At 44.7% G+C, this 20,497-nt stretch carries 20 protein-coding genes and 1 riboswitch; of the genes, 18 read left to right on the top strand and 2 right to left on the bottom strand.

Annotation, left to right across the window (positions count from 1 at the left end; translation table 11 throughout):
• Positions 1 to 32: 32 nt before the first annotated feature.
• On the top strand, positions 33 to 1,208 hold the full coding sequence (gene tsgA, locus L5L91_RS00700; protein ID WP_263235420.1) for an MFS transporter TsgA: 1,176 nt from the start codon (positions 33 to 35) through the stop codon (positions 1,206 to 1,208).
• A 67-nt stretch (positions 1,209 to 1,275) separates the two neighbouring features.
• Here the strand turns inward: tsgA and L5L91_RS00695 are convergent, their stop codons facing one another.
• Positions 1,276 to 1,956 (bottom strand): Crp/Fnr family transcriptional regulator, encoded by a 681-nt coding sequence (locus L5L91_RS00695; protein WP_012196926.1) that lies wholly within the window; start codon positions 1,954 to 1,956, stop codon positions 1,276 to 1,278.
• A 197-nt stretch (positions 1,957 to 2,153) separates the two neighbouring features.
• Positions 2,154 to 2,292: riboswitch (TPP riboswitch) on the top strand.
• 54 nt (positions 2,293 to 2,346) lie between these two features.
• Between L5L91_RS00695 and L5L91_RS00690 the strand changes: the two genes are divergently transcribed.
• The 13 genes from L5L91_RS00690 (at position 2,347) to L5L91_RS00630 (ending at position 13,188) form a co-directional block, all read left to right on the top strand.
• Entirely contained in the window at positions 2,347 to 4,566 is a 2,220-nt protein-coding gene (locus L5L91_RS00690) for a TonB-dependent receptor (protein ID WP_263235416.1), read from the top strand.
• A 97-nt stretch (positions 4,567 to 4,663) separates the two neighbouring features.
• Positions 4,664 to 4,924, top strand: coding sequence for a hypothetical protein (locus tag L5L91_RS00685; protein WP_028760297.1), 261 nt, complete (start codon positions 4,664 to 4,666; stop codon positions 4,922 to 4,924).
• A gap of 46 nt (positions 4,925 to 4,970) precedes the next feature.
• Positions 4,971 to 5,624, top strand: coding sequence for a nicotinamide riboside transporter PnuC (gene pnuC, locus L5L91_RS00680; protein WP_173245362.1), 654 nt, complete (start codon positions 4,971 to 4,973; stop codon positions 5,622 to 5,624).
• Positions 5,624 to 6,736, top strand: a complete 1,113-nt coding sequence (locus tag L5L91_RS00675; protein WP_263235411.1) for a phosphotransferase — start codon at positions 5,624 to 5,626, stop codon at positions 6,734 to 6,736. Before pnuC ends, L5L91_RS00675 begins: the two co-directional genes overlap by 1 nt.
• A 193-nt stretch (positions 6,737 to 6,929) precedes the next feature.
• Positions 6,930 to 7,787 (top strand): DUF6279 family lipoprotein, encoded by an 858-nt coding sequence (locus L5L91_RS00670; protein WP_263235407.1) that lies wholly within the window; start codon positions 6,930 to 6,932, stop codon positions 7,785 to 7,787.
• A gap of 81 nt (positions 7,788 to 7,868) precedes the next feature.
• On the top strand, positions 7,869 to 8,462 hold the full coding sequence (locus L5L91_RS00665; protein ID WP_263185967.1) for a DoxX family protein: 594 nt from the start codon (positions 7,869 to 7,871) through the stop codon (positions 8,460 to 8,462).
• A gap of 185 nt (positions 8,463 to 8,647) precedes the next feature.
• Complete coding sequence (locus L5L91_RS00660) at positions 8,648 to 9,196, top strand: NAD(P)H nitroreductase (RefSeq protein ID WP_263185968.1); 549 nt, start codon at positions 8,648 to 8,650, stop codon at positions 9,194 to 9,196.
• 30 nt (positions 9,197 to 9,226) lie between these two features.
• A complete protein-coding gene (locus tag L5L91_RS00655) occupies positions 9,227 to 9,724 on the top strand; it encodes a GNAT family N-acetyltransferase (protein ID WP_263185969.1) in 498 nt (165 codons plus the stop codon).
• A 193-nt stretch (positions 9,725 to 9,917) separates the two neighbouring features.
• The gene (locus L5L91_RS00650; protein ID WP_173496565.1) at positions 9,918 to 10,541 is read left to right on the top strand and encodes a 2OG-Fe(II) oxygenase; all 624 of its coding nucleotides are present in this window, start codon (positions 9,918 to 9,920) and stop codon (positions 10,539 to 10,541) included.
• A 396-nt stretch (positions 10,542 to 10,937) separates the two neighbouring features.
• Entirely contained in the window at positions 10,938 to 11,543 is a 606-nt protein-coding gene (locus L5L91_RS00645; protein WP_198572706.1) for a GNAT family N-acetyltransferase, read from the top strand.
• Positions 11,544 to 11,562: 19 nt separating this feature from the next.
• Positions 11,563 to 12,027, top strand: a complete 465-nt coding sequence (locus tag L5L91_RS00640) for a GNAT family N-acetyltransferase (protein ID WP_028760288.1) — start codon at positions 11,563 to 11,565, stop codon at positions 12,025 to 12,027.
• Between the two features lie 32 nt (positions 12,028 to 12,059).
• On the top strand, positions 12,060 to 12,464 hold the full coding sequence (locus L5L91_RS00635; protein ID WP_105252762.1) for a hypothetical protein: 405 nt from the start codon (positions 12,060 to 12,062) through the stop codon (positions 12,462 to 12,464).
• Between the two features lie 328 nt (positions 12,465 to 12,792).
• On the top strand, positions 12,793 to 13,188 hold the full coding sequence (locus L5L91_RS00630; protein ID WP_105252761.1) for a hypothetical protein: 396 nt from the start codon (positions 12,793 to 12,795) through the stop codon (positions 13,186 to 13,188).
• A gap of 67 nt (positions 13,189 to 13,255) precedes the next feature.
• On the opposite strand, the gene L5L91_RS00625 is transcribed toward L5L91_RS00630, so the two are convergent.
• Positions 13,256 to 14,071 carry a substrate-binding periplasmic protein gene (locus L5L91_RS00625; RefSeq protein ID WP_263235405.1) on the bottom strand — a complete coding sequence of 272 codons (816 nt, stop codon included), beginning with the start codon at positions 14,069 to 14,071 and terminating at the stop codon, positions 13,256 to 13,258.
• A gap of 137 nt (positions 14,072 to 14,208) precedes the next feature.
• On the opposite strand from L5L91_RS00625, the gene L5L91_RS00620 reads away from it, so the two are divergent.
• The 4 genes from L5L91_RS00620 to L5L91_RS00605 all read left to right on the top strand — a co-directional run bounded on the left by L5L91_RS00620 (position 14,209) and on the right by L5L91_RS00605 (position 20,101).
• On the top strand, positions 14,209 to 15,306 hold the full coding sequence (locus L5L91_RS00620) for a DUF2157 domain-containing protein (protein WP_263235402.1): 1,098 nt from the start codon (positions 14,209 to 14,211) through the stop codon (positions 15,304 to 15,306).
• Positions 15,293 to 16,456 (top strand): DUF4401 domain-containing protein, encoded by a 1,164-nt coding sequence (locus L5L91_RS00615; protein WP_263235400.1) that lies wholly within the window; start codon positions 15,293 to 15,295, stop codon positions 16,454 to 16,456. The genes L5L91_RS00620 and L5L91_RS00615 overlap by 14 nt, the downstream gene beginning before the upstream one ends.
• Positions 16,457 to 16,467: 11 nt before the next feature.
• The gene (locus tag L5L91_RS00610; protein WP_173496570.1) at positions 16,468 to 16,983 is read left to right on the top strand and encodes a GDYXXLXY domain-containing protein; all 516 of its coding nucleotides are present in this window, start codon (positions 16,468 to 16,470) and stop codon (positions 16,981 to 16,983) included.
• A gap of 283 nt (positions 16,984 to 17,266) precedes the next feature.
• Complete coding sequence (locus L5L91_RS00605) at positions 17,267 to 20,101, top strand: ExeM/NucH family extracellular endonuclease (RefSeq protein ID WP_263163091.1); 2,835 nt, start codon at positions 17,267 to 17,269, stop codon at positions 20,099 to 20,101.
• Positions 20,102 to 20,497 lie beyond the last annotated feature (396 nt).

Raw genomic sequence — 20,497 nt, 5'->3', positions numbered from 1 at the left:
AACCCTTAGCATTTCACTTATGGAATGACATAATGAATAATAAAATTACTTTAACAGCCATCAGTTTTCTCGCCAATTTTATTATGGCGGGCTTTGCGACCCAATTTGGGATGTTGATTGAACCCATAGCTGAGAAATTTGCCGCTAATGTTAACGAAGTTGCATCAATTTTTTCATTGCTTAATGGCGGTGCACTCGCGGGAACGATTGCAGCATTTTTCTTTATTGAAAAAATGGGTATCAAAAGAATGACCTTGATAAGTTACAGTCTGGTTGCTCTTTCTGCTCTGGCTTTACATCTAACCAGTTCTCTACAAGCTGTGATGGTAGCAATGACCTTAATTGGTTTTTGTGGCGGTATCGGTCTATGTATTACTGGTACGATTGTGGTGTCTGTGTGGCAAGAGAAATTACAAAGCACAATGTTAGTGGTGCAAGATGCAACGTTTAATATTGCAGGCGTTATTTTTCCATTAATAACGACTTATGCATTAACAAGTTCATTATCATGGAGTTATAGCTATTTAGCCGTAGGTTTAGTGGCGTTCGGTACAGTCATTATTACCTTGTTCACTCATTTCTCTATTTGTGAGCAATCTTCTACAACACAAGAGAAACAACAGTCTGAATGGAATCTCGGCATTATTAGTGGAGGTATTGGTTTATTTTTAGGAATGCTGGCTTTATATACTTTTTTAACTTGGGCACCTTTATTTGTAAAACAAAAATTTGATATTCCGTTTGAAGATGCCGGTAATATTATTACCCAGTATTGGTCCGCTGCGCTAATTGGTGCATTAATTTCGACTGTGATTGTGACGCGTGTAAAAATTCACCATTTCTTAGTTGGTATTATTGCTTTAGCTATGGTGATCACCGCTGCCATTGTCAGTACCAATAATCTTAATTGGATAGCTTATTTAACCTATGGTTATGGTTTTGTGTGTGCTGCTCTTTATAATGCATTTATTGCTTATGGCGTGTCTTTTGTAAAAAAAGCCAGCAGCAAAAATGTGTCATATATTCTTATTAGCGGAAGTGCAGGGGCGATGTTTAGCCCAGCCATCAGTTCTTTCTTTGAACGTATTATCGGATTACAAACAGTGATGTATGTGATTCCTCTGCTTTACGCAGCGATATTTATGCTATTGATCGTTTCAAGTCGGATGAAACCAGCTATAGAACAACACTCGCCATCGGTAAGTTAATTTACCTGTGCATCCATCCCACACTCGGTTGTTAAATTAAGTCGAGTGTGGGTTATGTTGAAAGCGGTTATATGCCTGCTTCAACAAATTTCTTGAGTGCGTTGAGATCACAAATCCGAATGCCATCTTTTTTCCGCTCAATTAAGCCTCGTTCCTCAAGATTTTGTAGCGCCCGACGGTAGACTCGGTCGGTAGTGCCAAATCGTTCAGCCTCTAAATAGCGTTTACTAAAGCCATCTACAGGCAAGTCATTTAAGTATTCATGATAAATATCAAATGCCACGTTATAACTGATGGGATAGAGCAGTCGCCGAGTAAAAATATCCACTGTGTCTTGGTAGTCAATCGCAATTGCACTAGCGAAAAATAGCGCGAGTTGAGGGTGTTGACCGAGGCAATGTTGCAGTTTTTCAGCGCTAATCAACATGATTTCTAAGGGTTCACTGGCAATAATGTCTAGTTGACAGTGGTACTGGGTGAAGAACTCCATTTCGCCAAACAGTTGTGAATCACAATCAATAGTACCTAATTGAAAACACCGACCATTTCTCGCGGTATGACCGAGTGATACTCGACCTTGCTTCACCAATACAAGTGATGCCATCGCTTCCCCCTGCGTCATGAGGTGAGCGCCTTTTTTGAGCATTTTTATTTCGCTGATACAGCTAAGTACAACCGCTTCAATAAGTGGATAGTCTTGCTCCCATCGCTGGCTATAACGTCCTTTCGATAAAGGTTTTAGCTGCATCGACTATTGTCCTCTTACTGTGTTCGAAATTGCGACCTTCTATAGCATTATCATGATAGGCGGTCAAATGGACGAAAGGATTTAGGCTACTACTAAAGATATTTTCATCATACGAACTGAAGGGCAGTGGTTTTCGCGACATTTAATTGAATCGCAGAGATAAGAGTGCCCACTTTTTATTTCCGTCATGTATACTAGGCCCCGCCAAGGGGTGTTTGTTGTGCATTAATGTTACTCTGATTTTAACGTTAACGGCTGCAAACTGAGATGTCATCTGACGAACCCTTAGAACCTGATCCGGCTAATACCGGCGTAGGAATGGGCCAATCAACAGCACACTTCTGAATCGCTTATTCGTTGCCGGATCTCAAACATTATATTTGAGGTCCTATGTCAAACCGTAAAACGTCAAACCATCAATCTCCATTTTCAACCGTATCGCCAAGCTTATTTTTAGCCCGAGCGCCGCTGGCGTTAGCCATCGCCGCAGCGCTGAGCACTGCTGCATTTGCACAAACCGACGCTATCGATAAACCCGATCCCAGCACTGAGATGGAAGTCATGGTGGTGACGGCGGATTTTCGCAGTTCAAGCTTAGAAAAAATGCCCTCCAGCATTACCGTTATCGACAGTCAAAAAATTCAAGATGAAAGTGCGCAACACTTTGAAGATCTGCTTAATTCTATCGCCAATTTTAACTGGTCAGGTGGAAGCTCGCGGCCGAAATATTTTCAAATTCGCGGTGTAGGGGAGCAGGAACAATACCAAGGCGCACCTAATTCTTCCGTGGGTTACATCATAGATGATATCGATTTATCCGGTATTGGTATGGTGTCGAGCATGTACGATTTACAGCAGGTCGAAGTGCTTCGTGGACCGCAGGGGACGCGTTACGGCGCGAATGCCTTAGCGGGATTGATTTATCTGAAGAGTAACGATCCAACTGATGTGTTTGAGCATGGCGGCGAAGTGTCGTTAGGCGATGATGATTTACGCACTTTTAGCGGGTTTAGCTCGGGCCCATTAACGGATTCTGGCAAGCTGTTTTATCGTGTGTCAATGCAGCAGCACCAGCAAAATGGTTACCACGATAACCTGTATTTAGACCGTGATGATACCAATGGTCGCGATGAATTCAGCGGCCGCGCTAAGCTGCGCTGGTATGCGACAGATGATTTGCAGTTTGATTTAACTGTGCTGCATGCCGATTTTGATAATGGCTATGATGTGTGGAGTTTAACCAATTCACCAACCCAGACAACATCGGATCAACCGGGTGTTGATAGCCAACGTACCACAGGCGCGGGTTTTAAAGCGACCTATTTTGGCGCAGAAAACTTCGAATTAACTTCGTTAACCTCTTTTGCGAATACCGATCACCATTACAGTTACGATGGCGATTGGGCTAACTCAGAATATTGGGCCTCTAAGCAATGCAATGATGACAATGGCAATCTGGCGCCGTGTCAATACGATTATTTTTGGGATAAAACGGGTCAGCGTAAAACCGCGTCGCAAGAGTTTCGCCTAAGTTCTACCGAGCAGGGCCGTATTTTTGCAGAGAGTACTGATTGGTTGCTTGGTGTGTATGCCATGAATCTGAAAGAAGATAACCAATTGTATTCTGAGTACAATACTTCGCTAGATGAAGTCTTAGACTCAGAGTATGAGGCGACAAACTATGCACTGTTTGGCCAGCTTGATACGGATTTTGGCTCAAATTATGCTTTATCTGTGGGGCTACGTTTAGAGCGCCGCAACAGCCATTACTCTGATACGAATAACGATAATTTCGACCCGAGCGAAACCATGTGGGGTGGTCATATTGCTGTGAGTAAAGTGCTGAACGACTCACACAATGCTTATGTCCGAGTCGCACGCGGCTACAAGGCGGGCGGTTTCAACATGACTTTGCCCGTCGAATTGAACGATAAAAAAGAGTTTAGTACTGAGACGCTCTATAACTATGAAATCGGCCTTAAATCCCATTGGTTAGCGGGACTTATCGATACTAATTTGGCGCTGTTCTATATGGACAGACAAGATCAACAGGTGGCTGCATCACAGCAAGATCCCGATAAACCACAGCGTTTTATCTTGTTCACTGAAAATGCAGGCAGTTCGAATAACTATGGCGCTGAGTTAGATGCAACCTGGTATGCCACGGATAATCTGCAAGTTTACTCAAGCTTAGGTTGGTTAGAAACGGCCTACGGTGACTACCAGTATCAGGACAAATATGGCACTGAGGTGGATTTAACTGGCCGCGATCTAGCCCATTCTCCACATCTTACCTACAGCCTTGGCGGGACTTATCGTGCTAATTCGGGTTGGTTTGCGAACCTGAATCTTAGCGGTAAGAGTGAATTCTATTATTCAGACAGCAATGAATCCCGCTCTGAACCCTACACTATCGTCAATGCCCGCGTGGGTTATGAGGCGAGCGCCTGGTCGGCATATTTATGGGGACGCAATCTGTTTAATGAAGAATACGGTGTGCGTGGCTTCTATTTTGGCAATGAGCCAGATAACGGTTGGGCGGAAAAGCAATATATTCGTTACGGCGATCCGCGTCAGATTGGCGTAACCTTTAACGTTAAGTTTATGTAATAGCTCATTTTAAAATGAGCATAATCATTTAAGTGTTAACTGAACTGTAGCCCAGTATTTGGGCTACAGCCTTACTTCAGAATATCAAGGAATTAAAATGAAACTGACCGCAGAAATTAGCATGTATCCCTTTAATGAAAATTACCTCGATCCTATCAAGTGGTTTATTGGCCGCGTGGATAGCTATCCCAATATCGAGCGCGTGACTAATGCGATGGCAACTCAAGTGTGCGGCGATTATTTAGATGTGATGACTATGCTAGCGACCGAGATGCAAGCGGCCCATGAGAAGTGGGGCAAGGCGGTATTTGTGTGTAAGTTTATCGGTGGTGAGCTGAATTTAGCCCACAGCGAATAATGATTGACCGCCATGTAAGCGACAAATAGGCAATGAGAACAACACTATGACAGATTTATGGTTAACCTTGGTCGAGAGCGTTAATACGGCCTTTGGTGAAGTCCATGTGATGACCGTATGGGAAGCCCTCGCGGTATTGTTGGCGATGGCATATTTACTGCTGGCGATGAAGGCCAGTGTGTGGTGCTGGGCGGCGGCCTTTGCCAGTACCGCCATTTACAGTGTGTTGTTTTGGAAGGTGTCGCTACTGATGGAGTCTGTGCTTAACGTCTATTACATGGCTATGGCGCTCTATGGATATTGGCTCTGGACCCAAGGTGGTGATAAGCATCAAGGCGTAAAAGTGACCACTTGGCCATTGAAAACCCATTTAAAGTTGATCGCAGCGACGGGCGTGATTTCGCTTTTGGTTGGTCACGGTATGGCGACGTATACCCAAGCCGCATTCCCGTATCTAGATGCGGCGACAACCTGTTTCGCCGTGATGACGACTTATTTAGTGGCAAAAAAGGTACTTGAGAATTGGCTTTATTGGGTAGTTATCGACATAGTGTCGATTTACCTTTATCTCAGCAAAGGCTTGATGCTGACATCCTTGTTATTCGTGCTTTATGTGGGTCTGGCGGTCGTGGGGTATTTCCTGTGGCGAACCGCGTTAGCCGACGCCCGTGAAGCTAATACCTTGAAGTTACTCAGTTAATGCTCGATATAAACGCCTCGATGCAGCGCTCAGTGGGCGAGCCATTCAAAGCACTTTACCCCATACTCAAAAGTGCTGGGCTAGTTAACGTGTTAAGTATTCATGAGCTTGCGGGCGGCTTGAGTAATCATAATTATAAGATCACTACGCCAACAGGGTGTTATGTGCTGCGGGTGAATGCGGATGCGGCGGACAGTTTTTGCAACCGCCAGCAGGAGCGTTTTTACTGGCAGCAATTGGCTCAAGCTAAACTTGCTCCTGAACTGTTGTGGGTGAGCGAAGATGAGCGTTATTACCTCAGTGATTTTATTGAAAGTGATTATATTGAAAGTGACGATATTGAAAACGAAGGCTTAATCCACTGGCCAGCGTTAGAGCGCCAAACGAGTGCTGCTGATTTTGTGTTGGGGCAATCGACGTTTAATTATTTACAGTATCCGACAGCAGAACAAGAAACGCATCCTAACCAAGTCCATTGTTTGCTATTGGCGTTATTGCTGCAATTACGCAATCTGCCTACAGGGCCTTATGCTATTAGTATCACTGAGCAGTGGCAGGAATATCACCAGCAAATGCTTGCCTATCAGGCTTCTGCAACATTTAGTGAGCCAGTATTAAGGCGAGCTGTGCCATTGAAGCAGGGTAGTGATATTGGTTATAGCAATACTCACGATTGGAATGAGCGGGTGGCTAAGCTGCTTGCAATTCAAATCGACATCAAACATTGGTGTGATGAGTTAGCAGCCTGCATAATCAAGCCGCAGTTTTGCCATCGCGATCTTAATCCCCATAATTTGTTACTTAAAAATAACCGCTTGTGTTGTATCGATTTTGAGTATGCGACGGCGTCGCATCCACTGTGTGAGTTGGCTGTAGTGTTAGCGACCCATGCGTTAACGCCCTATCAGCAAAGTGTGTTGGTGAAACAGTATCTGAGTGGACATCCTTATGTTACTGCACAAGCCGTAACGGCAGTGCCTGCCGCTATTGACATGTATTGGGTATTTGCTTGCTACTGGGCATTATTGATGGCAGCGCAAACAGAACCCAGTCGTAGCGCCGACTACCTTGCTTGTTTTGATTGCTTCTGGCCGCTGATCACCCCCAAATAGTCATTATTGCGTGTGCTTAGTTTCCATCTGATGATAATGGTTCATTCCCTTATGGCATTGACCGCGCGATTGGTGAGACATGCGGGTAGAACATACTGAAAACCTTTATTAGACAAACTTATTTGATATAAAAAGCAACTTTATATGGTCTCAAGCGTCTTATTAGCAACAATTCTAGGATGGATTATTCAGTATGAAAAAAGGCGTGATGCTACTTGTGTGTCTCTTAGGCTTAAGCGCCTGCTCTACTAAATTCAGTTACCATTTCCTCGACTGGGCCATCGGCTGGGAGCAAGAGGATTATGTTACCTTAGATAAATCTCAGCAAAAGGCATTCGATGCCCTCATTGAAAAATTTGTCATTTGGCACCAATCCAAAGAGTTAGCTCATTATGTGGTGCAATTGACCGAAGTCGAAGGCCTCATAAAAACCAATACGTTAACGCCAGTGCTATGGGCAGATCATGTGAATATTGCTAAGCGGCACTGGTTTCGATTGTTTGAGTTCGCCTTGCCCGAGCTTCTACCTATCATAATGTCTTTGTCCGATGAACAGGTGAAGCAGATCCTCACAAAATTACGGGAGGAAGAGCAGGAGCTCGTTAAAGAATTTGCGGGTAAAACCCCTGAACAGTTACAAAAAGATGCCGATGAAAACCTTCAAACCCAATTTGATGATTGGCTTGGAAGTGTAACTGCGGAGCAAAAAGTGCTTATTCACCAATATAATCAACAGCGTTTATCCACCTTAGATATGTGGCTTGAGTACAGACACGAATGGTTACGCCAGTTTGAGGTTGCACTGGGTCAGCGCGCCGATAAAACATTATTAACCGAGCGTTTAACCTTGCTGATGACGCAGCCCGATGAGCTTAAGTCAGAGCAACATAAAGTGTTTTTACGTAAAAATACTGAGGCATTTGGGACTTTGCTGTTGGCGATGAATGCGAGCTTATCGGAGCAGCAGTCTAAGCATTTTTATAAAAAGTTAGGTGGACTCATTCAAGATCTCAAGGAACTGAATCAAGAAGCGATTGAAAAAGAAGCCTAGGCCATGAAAGATTTATTGCCTTGCTAGGGTCTATTCCTGCAAGCCAATAAATCAGCCTACTAACTACTAAATTGAGACCTTATGCCACTCGTATCCCTTTATCAGAAACTACTCAATATGAGCCGCTATTTCGAAGGCTTAGCGCCATTAGCCCTTAGGATTTACCTTGCACCTGTGTTGATGCAAGCAGGCTATAACAAGCTCGCTCACTTTGAAGATACGGTTGCTTGGTTTGCCAATCCCGATTGGGGCTTAGGTCTGCCAATGCCGGCGTTAATGGCAGGACTGGCGGCGGGAACTGAGTTCTTTGGCGCTATCTTGTTACTGCTTGGGCTCGCGACGCGACTGATTTCAATCCCTTTAATGGTCACTATGTTGGTCGCCGCATTGACTGTGCATTGGCCAAATGGCTGGTTAGCGATTGCAGATGGTAGTTCTTGGCTAGCCAACGACAGAGTGCTTGAAGCAGGGGATAAACTGATAAAAGCCAAAGAGTTATTGCAGGAGCACGGTAACTATGACTGGCTGACCAGTTCAGGTGATTTTGCTGTGCTTAATAATGGTATTGAGTTTGCGATCACCTATTTTATTATGTTGCTGGCGCTTTTTACCTTAGGCGGTGGTCGTTACACTAGCCTAGATTATTTCATCGCTAAGCGCTGTGGGATTAAGTAAGTCTTTCTCAAGCGGGCCCAATTGTTAACTGCATCGGATTTTCAAGCGCATTTAATTTTGAAGCCCACTCGATGTTAAGTGCACTCAACAAGTTAAATCCCACTCAAGCGGTGGGATTTTTTTATGCCTCTTTGTCAGCAATTTGCTATGCTTGAGCGCAATTTATATCGAACTAGGATAAGAACTTGGACGCTATTGAACTTTTACTCACTCGCCAATCAACCCCACGATTAACTGCTCCTGCTCCAGATGCGAGTCAATTAAAAATCATCTTAGATGCTGCCATTCGTGTGCCAGATCATGGCGCCCTAGCGCCATGGGAATTTATTATTGCCGTAGGAAAAGGGTTAGATACTTTGGCTGATATCTTTGTTGAGGCAGCGAAAGCGAGCGGCGCCGATGAGGATTTTGTCAATAAAGCTAAGGGCATGCCAATGCGCGCGCCTATGGTGATTACTGTCGTGGCGAAAACGCAGCAACATTCCAAGGTCCCCGTACTTGAACAGCTTATTGCAGCGGGTTGCGCGACCATGGCGATGCAGCAGGCTGCCTTCGCCTTAGGTTTAGGTGCAGTGTGGCGTACAGGGGATTTTGCCTTTGATGCGAATGTGAATGTTGCTTTAGGTCTTGAGCCACACGATCAAATCGTCGGCTTTTTGTATGTGGGTACGCCAGCCGTTACTGCTCCTAAGAAACCGCAAAAGGACGGCAGTCAGTACGTCCGTTATTTATAAATCCGCCCTCTTTTTTAGTGGAGAAATTCTATGCAAGTTGCGCGTACTCCTAGACTCATCCTGCGGCAGTTAACCCCAGCCGACGCTTCTTTTATGTTAGTCTTGCTCAATAGCCAAGGCTTTATAGAGAATATCGGGGATAGAGGAGTACGCACACTTGTGCAGGCTAAGGATTATATCGTCAATGGACCGATGAAAAGTTATGCCGAGTGCGGTTTTGGTTTTTATGCTGTAGTGCTCGCCGAGAATGGATTCACCGTTGGCATCTGCGGTTTAATCAAACGGCCGACACTGGACAATGTAGATATAGGCTATGCTTTTTTGCCGCAATATTGGGGCAAGGGCTATGCATTCGAAGCCGCGAAAGCCGCTTTTGACTTAGGTAAAAGTTTAGGTATTGAGCGTATTGTCGCGATTGTTAGCAGCCATAATAGTGCTTCAAAAGCTTTGCTGAACAAACTTGGATTACACTTTGAGCGTTGTTTGCAGCTTAGTGATCATGATGCGCCTGTTGAACTGTTTGGTTAACGTTAACGTGTTGTTTATATAGGTTTTTATTTTATTGTAATTCCGTCTTCTTTATTCTAGAATTTCGCAAAATTTATCGTTGAGATATGGCAATCATATCTCTTATCGACGCCCCTCGAAAATCAGGCTCACTTAATCCCTCCTTGAGCCCTTGAGTACAGCAAAAGCGTAGCCCTTTTTTGGATGTAGCATAATGGTTTCGCAATTAAGTGAAGCAATGCTGGACGTGATCGCTGATGCCTTGGTAGACAAAGGCTATATCTTTTTATCTGACTTAGTTCCTCTCTGTATTAGCCAAGTACTATTGGAAAAAATTCAATCAACTGAAATATATGAATTAAAAGCTGCCTCTATTGGTCGAGGTTCTGAACAGCACTTAAATCCAGACATTCGTCGTGACAGAATACAGTGGCTAGAAGAGCAAAATGAGCCTGATGCCCAGTATCTTGAGTTGATGACACAACTCAAAAATGGCTTGAATCGTCGCTTGTTTATGGGCTTATTCGATTATGAAAGCCACTATGCGGTATATCAGCCTGGGGCCTTTTATAAAAAACATGTTGATGCGCTAAAAGGCAGCCAAAATCGTATTTTAACCACAGTGTTTTTCTTAAATCCTGACTGGAAAGCGGCAGATTGTGGTGAGTTGATTATCTATGATGAAGCCGATATTGAGATTGAGCGCATCGCGCCTAAAATGGGCCATTTTGTGATTTTCCTCAGTGAGCGTTTTCCCCATGAGGTGACCAAAACCTTGGCCCAGCGTAATAGTATTGCGGGCTGGTTTAGGGTCAGTAACAGCGTGCATGGCTTTTAACTTTAGCTTTTAACTTCACCAGATAACAAACGCCTAAATGCTGCCCACTGGTTTAGGTGTTTTTGCTCTCGATTGTCGCTTTTGGTCATAGTCATCACCAATCACCAATCACTTATCGCGACTGCGCAATGTCATTGGCTATTTCTCGGATATTGATTGGCCATCACGGCGTGTTCTTCCGCAGCAGTATTTATTCCAACCTGTTTTAACTACCTTCTACTCATTTTTTCAAATTTTTTTACACTCTTAAGCTTTAGGTAATCTAAGCCGCCAACAATGGAATGAATTTGTCCAATCATGCTGAAAATAGGGTGTTTTTTTATTCTCGTTTAATGTTAGGCTAGATAAAAACGTGCGCTACAACACACTTTTCTATCATCTAACGGAGGCGATACTGTGGGCTGTGAAGATAACTTAGGTTGTTTAAGTGGTGAGCATATTGTACTTGAGCCCTTATCTTTGTCCCATGTGGCGGCATTGAGTCTCGCCGTCACAGATGGTCAACTTTGGCGTTTATGGTTTACCAGTGTTCCTGAGCCAACTGAGATGAAGCTCTATGTGGCTAAAGCGCTCGAAGAAAAAGCGCAGGGCCAGAGTTTTCCCTTTGCGGTGCGGGATAGAGTGTCAGGGGAAATCGTCGGATGCACGCGAATTTGCAACTGGGAGTCTGATAATCGCCGTCTTGAGATTGGATACACTTGGTATGCTAAACGTGCCCAGCGCACTGGGATTAATACTGAAGCTAAACTGCTGTTATTGACCTTTGCTTTTGAAACCTTAGACGCCATTGCCGTTGAGTTTCGTACTCATTGGCATAACCAAGCTTCGAGACAAGCTATTGCAAGACTGGGCGCTAAGCAAGATGGTGTATTGCGAAATCATAAGATTCTTAAGGACGGCACGATCCGCGATACCGTGGTGTATTCCATTATTGATACCGAGTGGCCAACGGTGAAAAACAGTCTGCAATTTCGATTGCGACAACGACCGCTAACACTCTAATGATAAATAGGAAAAGCCCATGGCAAGCATCATAACTCGAGTAGATGTGACTCATGTCCATGAGGTTGCAGTGTTATTCAATGAGTACCGACAGTTTTATGGGCGTAGGGATGATCTCGCGGCTGCGGAGCAGTTTATTCATTCAAGAGTGTCAGATGGCTCATCGGTGATATTTATAGCCAAAGATAATCAAGGGCTTGGATTAGGTTTTGTTCAAATGTATCCCAGTTTTTCATCGTTACGTTTGGCCCCTATGTTGATCCTCAATGATGTGTATGTGACTCAACATGCCCGATGTGTCGGTATTGGGCGGGCGTTAGTGCTACAGGCCGCCAGTTATGCCAAAGCGCATAATATGAGTTATTTGATGTTAGAAACACAGCAAAAAAACCAGCGCGCGCAGGGCTTGTATGAAGGTTTAGGGTTTGTGCGTAACCAAGATTTTTATATCTACGAACTTGAGCTCCACCGAGGGCTTGAGTAGGTTTATTTATGGCGATTAAAAGGAAAAGTAACATGTTAACTCAGGTAAAAACGTTAGTATTAGGTGGTTTAGTCTTAAGTGCCAGTACTGCAGTTTGGGCTGATGAAGCAGAAAAAGCGTTTAGTAAAGAAGCCATTGAATGTGCCGCTTACTATCAAATTAGCTCAGAAGCCATTGGCGCGATGAATGCACCGCAAATGCAGGCCGTGGGTGAGCGTTTAAAAAGTTCTAAAATTGAGTCTGAGAATTTAGCTAAGAAATACAGCTCTGAAGCTGAGGTCACTCAAGCGGTTGCCGATGCTAAAGCCCGTCAAATCGAAAGCTTAGGTGGGTCAAGCAACTTAGGTGCGTTAATGGGTAAATATAAAGAAGAATGTAAAAACCTGTTAGCCGATCCACAAAAGCGTTTAAATTATTGGACTATGGCGACTATGTAATCGTAGGTTTTAGTCAGGATCATCGTTTACGGATTGTGAAGAGAAGGAGCCTGATGGCTCCTTTTTTGATTTAAAGTACAAGCACTAAGGAGCTGATGGGGTCATTCATATTGAGTCGGTTTTCCCATAGATTTTAGCTCCGTTTGGTTTAGGGGCTTAGAACCATGTTGCTTATTTTCGCTCGGCTGAAACTCAACCGCAGTTTTTAGGGTCCTAGTTACATGGTCAAGTATTTAAGCCTTGGTTTTAAATTCTCCCCAGTTTTAAATTCTTAGTTCAGTTTACGATATTCAAAGATAATCAAATATGAGTACTAAATGGGAGCACTATGGTATTAACAATAATGGCAGCGACTGTTTTGAGTGCTGGAGTCTGTGGGTACCATTTAATCTATGGTAAGCGGGTTTTATTGGCGCCACTCTTGAAGGCAAATGTGTCACAGCAAAGCAAGCAAATGCTACTGTGCTTATTTCACTGCCAATCGGTATTTTTTGTGGTTTCAACGGCTGCACTTTTAGCCTGTGCACTAAAGGTGATCCCTGGGATGTATGCCTTTAGCCTGTTGCTATTCCTCGGGATGAACTACGGGATCTTTGCGATTTGGCAGTTTTACATTGCCACTCTGAGTCCACCAAATAGTGGCCAGATGATCATAGTGCAAGCGCTGATTTTCTTGCTCATTGGTATTTTGGCTATGCTAGGGCCACTCTTGTCTGCCGCGTAAATTGCTCATGAGAACTTGATAAATCATCGCGATTGAAGCGTAAGAGTTTGAAAAAATAAACAGCGAATTATGGGGTTAATTGAATACCGTATTGGGCGGCGAGTTCAGCGAGTTTACCATTATTGATGAGCAGTTCAATCCAGTGTGAGAGCCTTTTGCTATCGAGCTGTGAACTGGGGTTGAGTAAAATACCATTGGCGTATTTTTGGTCCCATTCATCTGATATTAAAAGTAATTTCCTCTCGTCTGGATGAACCTTTAAATAATACTGTAAGTAAGAGTTAGTCACGGGTGCTATGTCGGCGCGTCCACGCAGAATGCTTTCGATAGAGGCGTTATTGTGACTGACGAACAAGGGACGAAAATGCTTTGCCAGCGTGTTCGCATCGGTTTCAAAGTGGGCAAACTGGTAGTGATATCCTTTGATGAACGCAATTGACTTGTTGGTTAAGTTTTTGAAATAGCTTTGGTTATGAGCTTTAGTTTTAAGTGCAATAAAGACTTCACCATCTATCATATGTAGCGGAATAAACTGAGTCGCTATTTTTTGCCATCCCCAAGCGGGATTCTCAAAGAGCATCATGTCGAAGCGACCTAAGGAATAGGCTTTATATCTGTGCTCAATACTGGTGACGGCAAATTTAAAGACCACTTCTTGTTGTACTTGATTTAATGCATTAATGATATCGAGTGTGAGACCTGTGTAACGGCCGTCTTGTTGTTGATGGACATAGGGAGCAAATTGATAACCACCGACATGAATTGTCGGAATTGACTCGGGAATCGCTGGCGACTGAACTTTATCTTGGGCGATAGCCGCAGTAAATGCGCTAATGCTTAAGGCTAAACAAAAGAGTAGACGACACAACTGGCTCAATATCATAGTCACCCCTTGTTATTTTTAGCATGAATGATTTTTTACAAGTATACACAATTTAATTTGTTCAATGCTGTCGATAAAGTGCGAATTTTAAATCTGTCATAGTAAGCTAGCGCAAACAGGATGAGGGAGATTTCACATTGAGCAAGATAAAATCTCAAGTGTGTGGTTGGGTTGAACAGGGACATATCACGCAAGAGCAGGCGAATAAGCTTTATCGACAGGTGACAGTCTTGCCTGATGGGTCGAGTTGGCGTCGCTTAATCGCTCATTTATTACTCTGGTTCGGTGCGTTAAGTTTTGCCTGTGGGGTGATTTTTTTCTTTGCCTATAATTGGCAATCTTTGGGGCGATTTGCCAAATTTGGACTGATTGAAGTGGCGATAATACTCGCTATCAGCGCATTTGCTTGGCTCTATTATCGTGCCAACATTTATTCCCCTGTTAGTTCTTATCGTAAAGACAGCACTTTTGGTGCGACGAGCGCCAATGGCGTGCTACTGGCCGCAAGTGTGTTAGTTGGTGGCTTATTAGCGTTAGTTGGGCAAACCTATCAAACGGGCGCCGATCCTTGGCAGTTATTCGCGCTATGGGCATTCGTTATCTTACCCTTTGCTTGGGTGGCGGGATTTGATGGTTTGTGGCTGTTGCTGGTGGGACTGCTAAACCTTAGCATAGGGATATTTCTGGATTCCTTTTCCCATTTCTGGGGATTATTTTGGGGCGCTCAAGGACAATTGCTGATCTTTATCTGTTTGAATTTAGTTATCTATTATGCTTTTGTACTTTTAGACCACAAAGTCGCGGGGCGCTGGCATGCGCCAATCCTTGAATATGCCTGTTCATTGTTTGCTATGGGTTGTTTTACTTGGTTAATCACTTGGCTTATTTTCGACGATTTCCTTGAACGCGATAGCTTCAGCACTGGGATCTTCTGTGGTTATTTTGCCCATCTGATATTCGGATTCGTTATTTTTCGTTATAGATTACCACGCATATATCCCTTGGCCTTGGGCGGTTTTAGCCTGATTGCCGTAGGCGCCGCGTTACTGATAAAGCTGATGTTTGAGGATAATGACCCCATAGGTGGATTTTTGTTTATTGGGCTTTATATCATTTTGGCAAGCACAGGTTTGAGTATTTGGTTGAGGGAGCTAAGCCGGAAACTTAAACCACAGTTTGTAGGAATCGCCACCCAAGGGAGCGTGGGCGTGGGAGATGTTCATGAGCAACAATAATGGTTTACAGGATAGCGAAATGATCACTCGACCCTGCACTGATAGTGTTACGTCAATCGACGCTTCGAGTGAGTTAAGTCTAATCAAACTCTGGCAAGCTTTGTATGCCGAAGGCAATGTTAGTGCAGCTCAAATGCCAGAAGACCATGATATCCCTTGGTATATTGCCACTATGCAGGCGTTTGCTGCTTGGATAGCGGCGTTGTTTTTATTGAGCTTCATGATGGCAGTGTTTGGTGCCATTTTTGAGCATGTTGAAGAAGATGTCATTTTATTTATCGGCTTAACCTATTTAGCCTTGGGGATTGGGCTGTATTTTTTACCGCGGCAACAGATTTTTATTGAACAATTTGCTTTTGCCGCCTGTTTGAGTGGTTTGATCAGTGTGGCATGGGGATTATTTGATTTAATTAACAATGATTTTAGCCTCACATGGTATCTCTGTATGGCGGGTATTACATTGGTACTGTGGGGCTTGATTGCCCACGGGCTAGCCCAGTTTGTATTCGCTTTTTGCTTAAGTTGGTGCGTGATTGGCCTGATGGCAAAATTTGAACTGCTCAATTTTAGCCCAAGCCTTTTTGCCGTAGTCATTAGTCTAGTGTTATTAAATATCAATCAGTTCGGGTGTCATTATCGCAGGGCTCGGATGCTCATCTATGGTTTTGCACTCGCGTTGCTTTCGTTGCAGTTGATGCACGCTTTTAGTATGGACAGTATTTTTGAAGCCTTATTTAGCCCTTGGCAGCAAAGCCTGTGGCTGACACTGACTCATCTGTTGATTATTTTCGCTATTTGCGGATTTTTATTGGTGACAATCTTGCGCGAGCGCCAGCAATCACTAAGCTCACCAGCGGCGCTAGGGTGTGTTATCGGTTTAGTCATCGTTAGCGGTTTATCCTTACCTATGCAGGGTTTATCAACGGCTATTCTATTGATCTTGCTTGGTCATTATTGCAACGAGTCTTGGTTGAAAGGTATGGGAATGGTGTCGGCGCTGTTATTTGTCAGCGGGTATTATTATTCCCTAGAGACGACTCTGTTACTTAAATCTGGTTATTTGATGGGCTTAGGCGCCTTGCTGTTGGTGGCAAGGTTAGTGATGTGGCGGTTATTTCCTGCCGATGAAAATGCCAAGGAGACTATGTGATGGGAAATGTGATGGGCAATGTGAAGGGAAAACTGTCGGCCCCACATAAATGGGCGCTGGGCATAGTACTGTTCACGACTGTTGCGATTCTCGCTGGCGTGAATTGGCGCATTTTCAAATTCGAACAACTGCTTAATCACGGCCAAGTGGTGCGTTTTGCATTAGCACCGGTCGATCCGCGCTCATTAATGCAGGGTGATTACATGGCGCTTGAATATGCCATTGCGCGCGATGTGCGTAGCGCCTTAGCGCCGCAACAAATGCAGGGCCAGTTATTACTGGCTGTTGATGGGCAAAAAGTGGCGCGTTTTGTAGACTTTTATACCGACCAAGCACTCGGTAAAGATCAATTACGAGTGCAGTTTCGTGTCCGTGGTAATCAAATTAAGCTCGCATCGAACAGTTTTTTCTTTGAAGAAGGACAAGCCGATCATTTTAGTGCAGCTAAATACGGTGAGTTTAGAGTGAATTTGCAAGGTGAGTTGCTGCTCGTCAGTTTACTCGATGAAAAGCTTCAGCCCTTATAACCCTGTGTCAGAATTGTCATCCATTGGTTCTGCTTACTTGATTAACCTCGATTTATCTCTGGCCGCACTGTGTAGTGCGGCCAACATCTCCCGTACTGCTTTCTTCCTAGTTCTGATCGCTAAATCGCACGAATAATATCCACCTTAAGTTGCAACTTTGATGCAACCAATTTGTAACCTTGGCCGCCTATAGTATCGTCAGTCTTCGAGGTGACATCACCTTGAAGCATCTAAGCGCATCAATTAAATACCAAATATTAAAACAATACATTTAGGGGTCTCAATGTTTAACACTAAAACTGTGCTGGCGTTAGCCATCAGCAGCGTTTGTGGGCTTGCCCATGGCGCGGATAATTTGATCATTTCTGAATATGTCGAAGGCAGCAGCAATAATAAAGCTATCGAACTGTATAACCCAACCGCGGGCGTTATTGATTTAAGCCAATACCAATTGCGCTTCTATTTTAATGGCAGCACAAACGTCGGCACGACCATTGCGCTCACTGGCTCATTAGCGGCGGGGGCGACTTATGTGGTTGCCGATAATGACTCTTCTGCCGATATCCTTGCGGTTACAAATCAACAAAGTACCGCCAGCTTCTTTAACGGCGACGATGCGATTGAACTGACCTATCAAAATCAAGTCATTGATAGTTTAGGCCAAGTCGGTGTTGATCCCGGTGCCGAGTGGGGCAGTGGTGATCTCTCCACTCAAGATAATACCCTGCGCCGTAATCCTGATCTGCTGATTGCCGATCCTATCAGTACCGATGCAGTAAGCTTTAGCACTTGGCTAGGTTTTGCGAAGGACGATGTTTCTGATCTTGGTAAGTTCAGTGCGGGTACGCCAACCGATCCAGTCGATCCTCCACCAAGCTCTTTAGTGTGCGGCGAAGAGGCCACAGCAATTCATGCGCTTCAAGGCGCGGGCGCTGCTAGCCCTCTCAATGGTCAAACTTTAGTGGTTGAGGCGGTTGTCGTCAGTAATCAAGAAGCAGGTCTTAAGGGCATTTTTGTACAAATGGCCGATAACGAAGCCGATAGCGATCCCCAAACCTCGGAAGGTGTGTTTGTATATACCGGCACTGCGCCCACAGCTTATGTGGCGGGCGATCGTATTCGTTTAAAAGCTAAAGTCACTGAATATCAAGGCTTAACTGAACTAACGACTTTATCAGAACACAAGTTGTGTGCTACAGGACAAACGTTACCAAAGGCCGCGCTAGTGGCCTTACCTGTTAACAGCAGTGATGATTTTGAGCCCTTTGAGGGCATGCGTGTTCGTTTTAGCCAAGATTTAGTGGTGAATGAAGTCTATAACCTCGGTCGTTATGGCGAGATTTCATTAGGCAGTCAGCGCCACTTTATTGGTACGCAGGTGGCTGCACCAGGCGCGGATGCGCTAGCGGTGAGTGCTGCCAACCAACGTGACAGTATTTTATTGGATGACGGTTTAACGGCGCAGAATCCTGATCCTGTGCAATTCCCCGCTCCTGGTTTGAGCGCATCAAACACAGTGCGTGTAGGCGATAAAGCCACATCGCTTACGGGTGTAATGCACTATGGCTTTAATCTGTATCGCATTATGCCAATCGAAACGGTGAACTTTGTGGCGGAAAACCCACGCCCAGTTGCGCCCACATTGGTTGAGGGGGGTAATCTAAAAGTCGCTAGCTTTAACGTGCTTAACTACTTCAATGGTGATGGCCAAGGTGCAGGTTTCCCAACCGCGCGTGGTGCCAATACCTTAAGCGAGTTTGAGCGTCAAAAGGCGAAGATTGTCAGCGCCATGGTGGGCATTAGTGCCGACGTATTCGGTTTGATGGAAATCGAGAACGATGGCTTTGGCGCCAATTCAGCCATTGCTGATTTAGTCGCAGGTTTGAATGCTGCTGTGGGTGAAGCGCGTTACGCTTATATCGCGCCAACAGGCATGAATGCGATTGGTACCGATGCCATCACAGTCGGCTTGATTTATCGCAGTGATAAAGTCACGCCGCAGGGTGCTGCGCGTATTTTATCCGGTGCGAATTCGCCATTAGATAGCGATCAACAGCCCCTGTTTGACGATAGCAAAAACCGTCCAATGCTGACGCAAGCCTTTAGCGTGAACGGCAGTGAAGAAGGCGTGGTTGTTGCGGTTAATCACCTTAAATCTAAGGGCAGTGAATGTGCGGGCGAACCTGATCTTAACGACGGTCAAGGCAACTGTAATATCACTCGTACCCGTGCGGCGACGGCTGCAGGTCAATGGATTAGCGAGCAATATCCAGATCAAGGCGTGCTGCTGATTGGTGATTTGAACGCCTATGCGAAGGAAGATCCATTAACGGCTTTAGGTAATGCAGGCTTTAGTGAGCTGTTTGCCAAACTTGAAAAGCCAAATCCTTATTCCTATGTGTTCTCGGCTGAATCGGGTCAGTTGGACCATGCTTTAGCAAACGCTGCCCTGCTGGATAAAGTGGTGGATGTGACGCAGTGGCATATCAATACCGACGAACCACGTGTATTGGATTACAACGAAGAGTTTAAGACGCCTGCTCAAATCCAAGACTTATTCGCAAGTGATGCTTATCGCTCATCGGATCACGATCCTGTGGTGATTTCACTCTTGCTCGAAGTGGAAAAAGTCGCGCCAGTGGCCAGTTTCACTCAAGTGGTGAATGGCGCTGCGGTGCAACTGACATCCACTTCAACCGACAGCGACGGACAAATCGTGTCAGCCGAGTGGAGCTTTGGTGATAACACTGCCGCAGTGGGTGAGGTAGTGACTCACAGTTACAGCCAAAGCGGTGAGTATCTGGTCACGCTAACTGTGACTGATAACGACGGCCTAACCCATAGCACGTCGCAAATGGTGACAGTGGTTGCTGATAACGTGAAACAACCACCCGTTGCGCAAATTCAGCGTATCAATTTACTGTTCGTCGATATGTTTATCTCGACTAGCTATGATACCGATGGTGTGATCAAGCAACATAAGTGGACGTTCGACAATGGTACTCGCGCTAACGGTCAAGTGGTACTGCGCCTTGCCCGCCGTGGACAACACACTGTTGAACTGACCGTTAAAGATAACGACAAGTTAACGGATACCACAACGCTGACTTACCGTTAAGCCAGTCCTTTTATTCCGCTGATATTTAAAGTGACGCCAAGCCCGCAGCCGCGGGCTTTTGTTTTTGCCTAAAAGCAAGGTAAAGTTGTCGTCAGTTGTGACGCATCAATTGTCATTGTTTCCCCAGTGACTCGCCGCCTCTGTATTTAACAAGAAGTATCCCTGAGGGCTCTAATAAAATATCCCTGTTTTAGAAGGTTACAGGTGCAACAATGACAATCCTCATTAACCCTATCGTTGTTCGATTAGCTGAAAAGCTAATGCCCCAAAGTTTACCACAGCTTGAAGTTCAGCCATTTTTTGTCTGATAATTTGAGATACATAAAGTAATGACTACCAAAAAGTAAGGCCTGACCATCAGGGATTGCATAAACCGTTACAGTTGATCAGACTTTG

The sequence above is a fragment of the Shewanella sp. SM55 genome, from assembly GCF_025654025.1.
In the GTDB taxonomy this organism is placed as follows: Bacteria; Pseudomonadota; Gammaproteobacteria; order Enterobacterales; family Shewanellaceae; genus Shewanella; species Shewanella oncorhynchi.
This window is presented reverse-complemented; position numbering and strand designations above follow the sequence as displayed.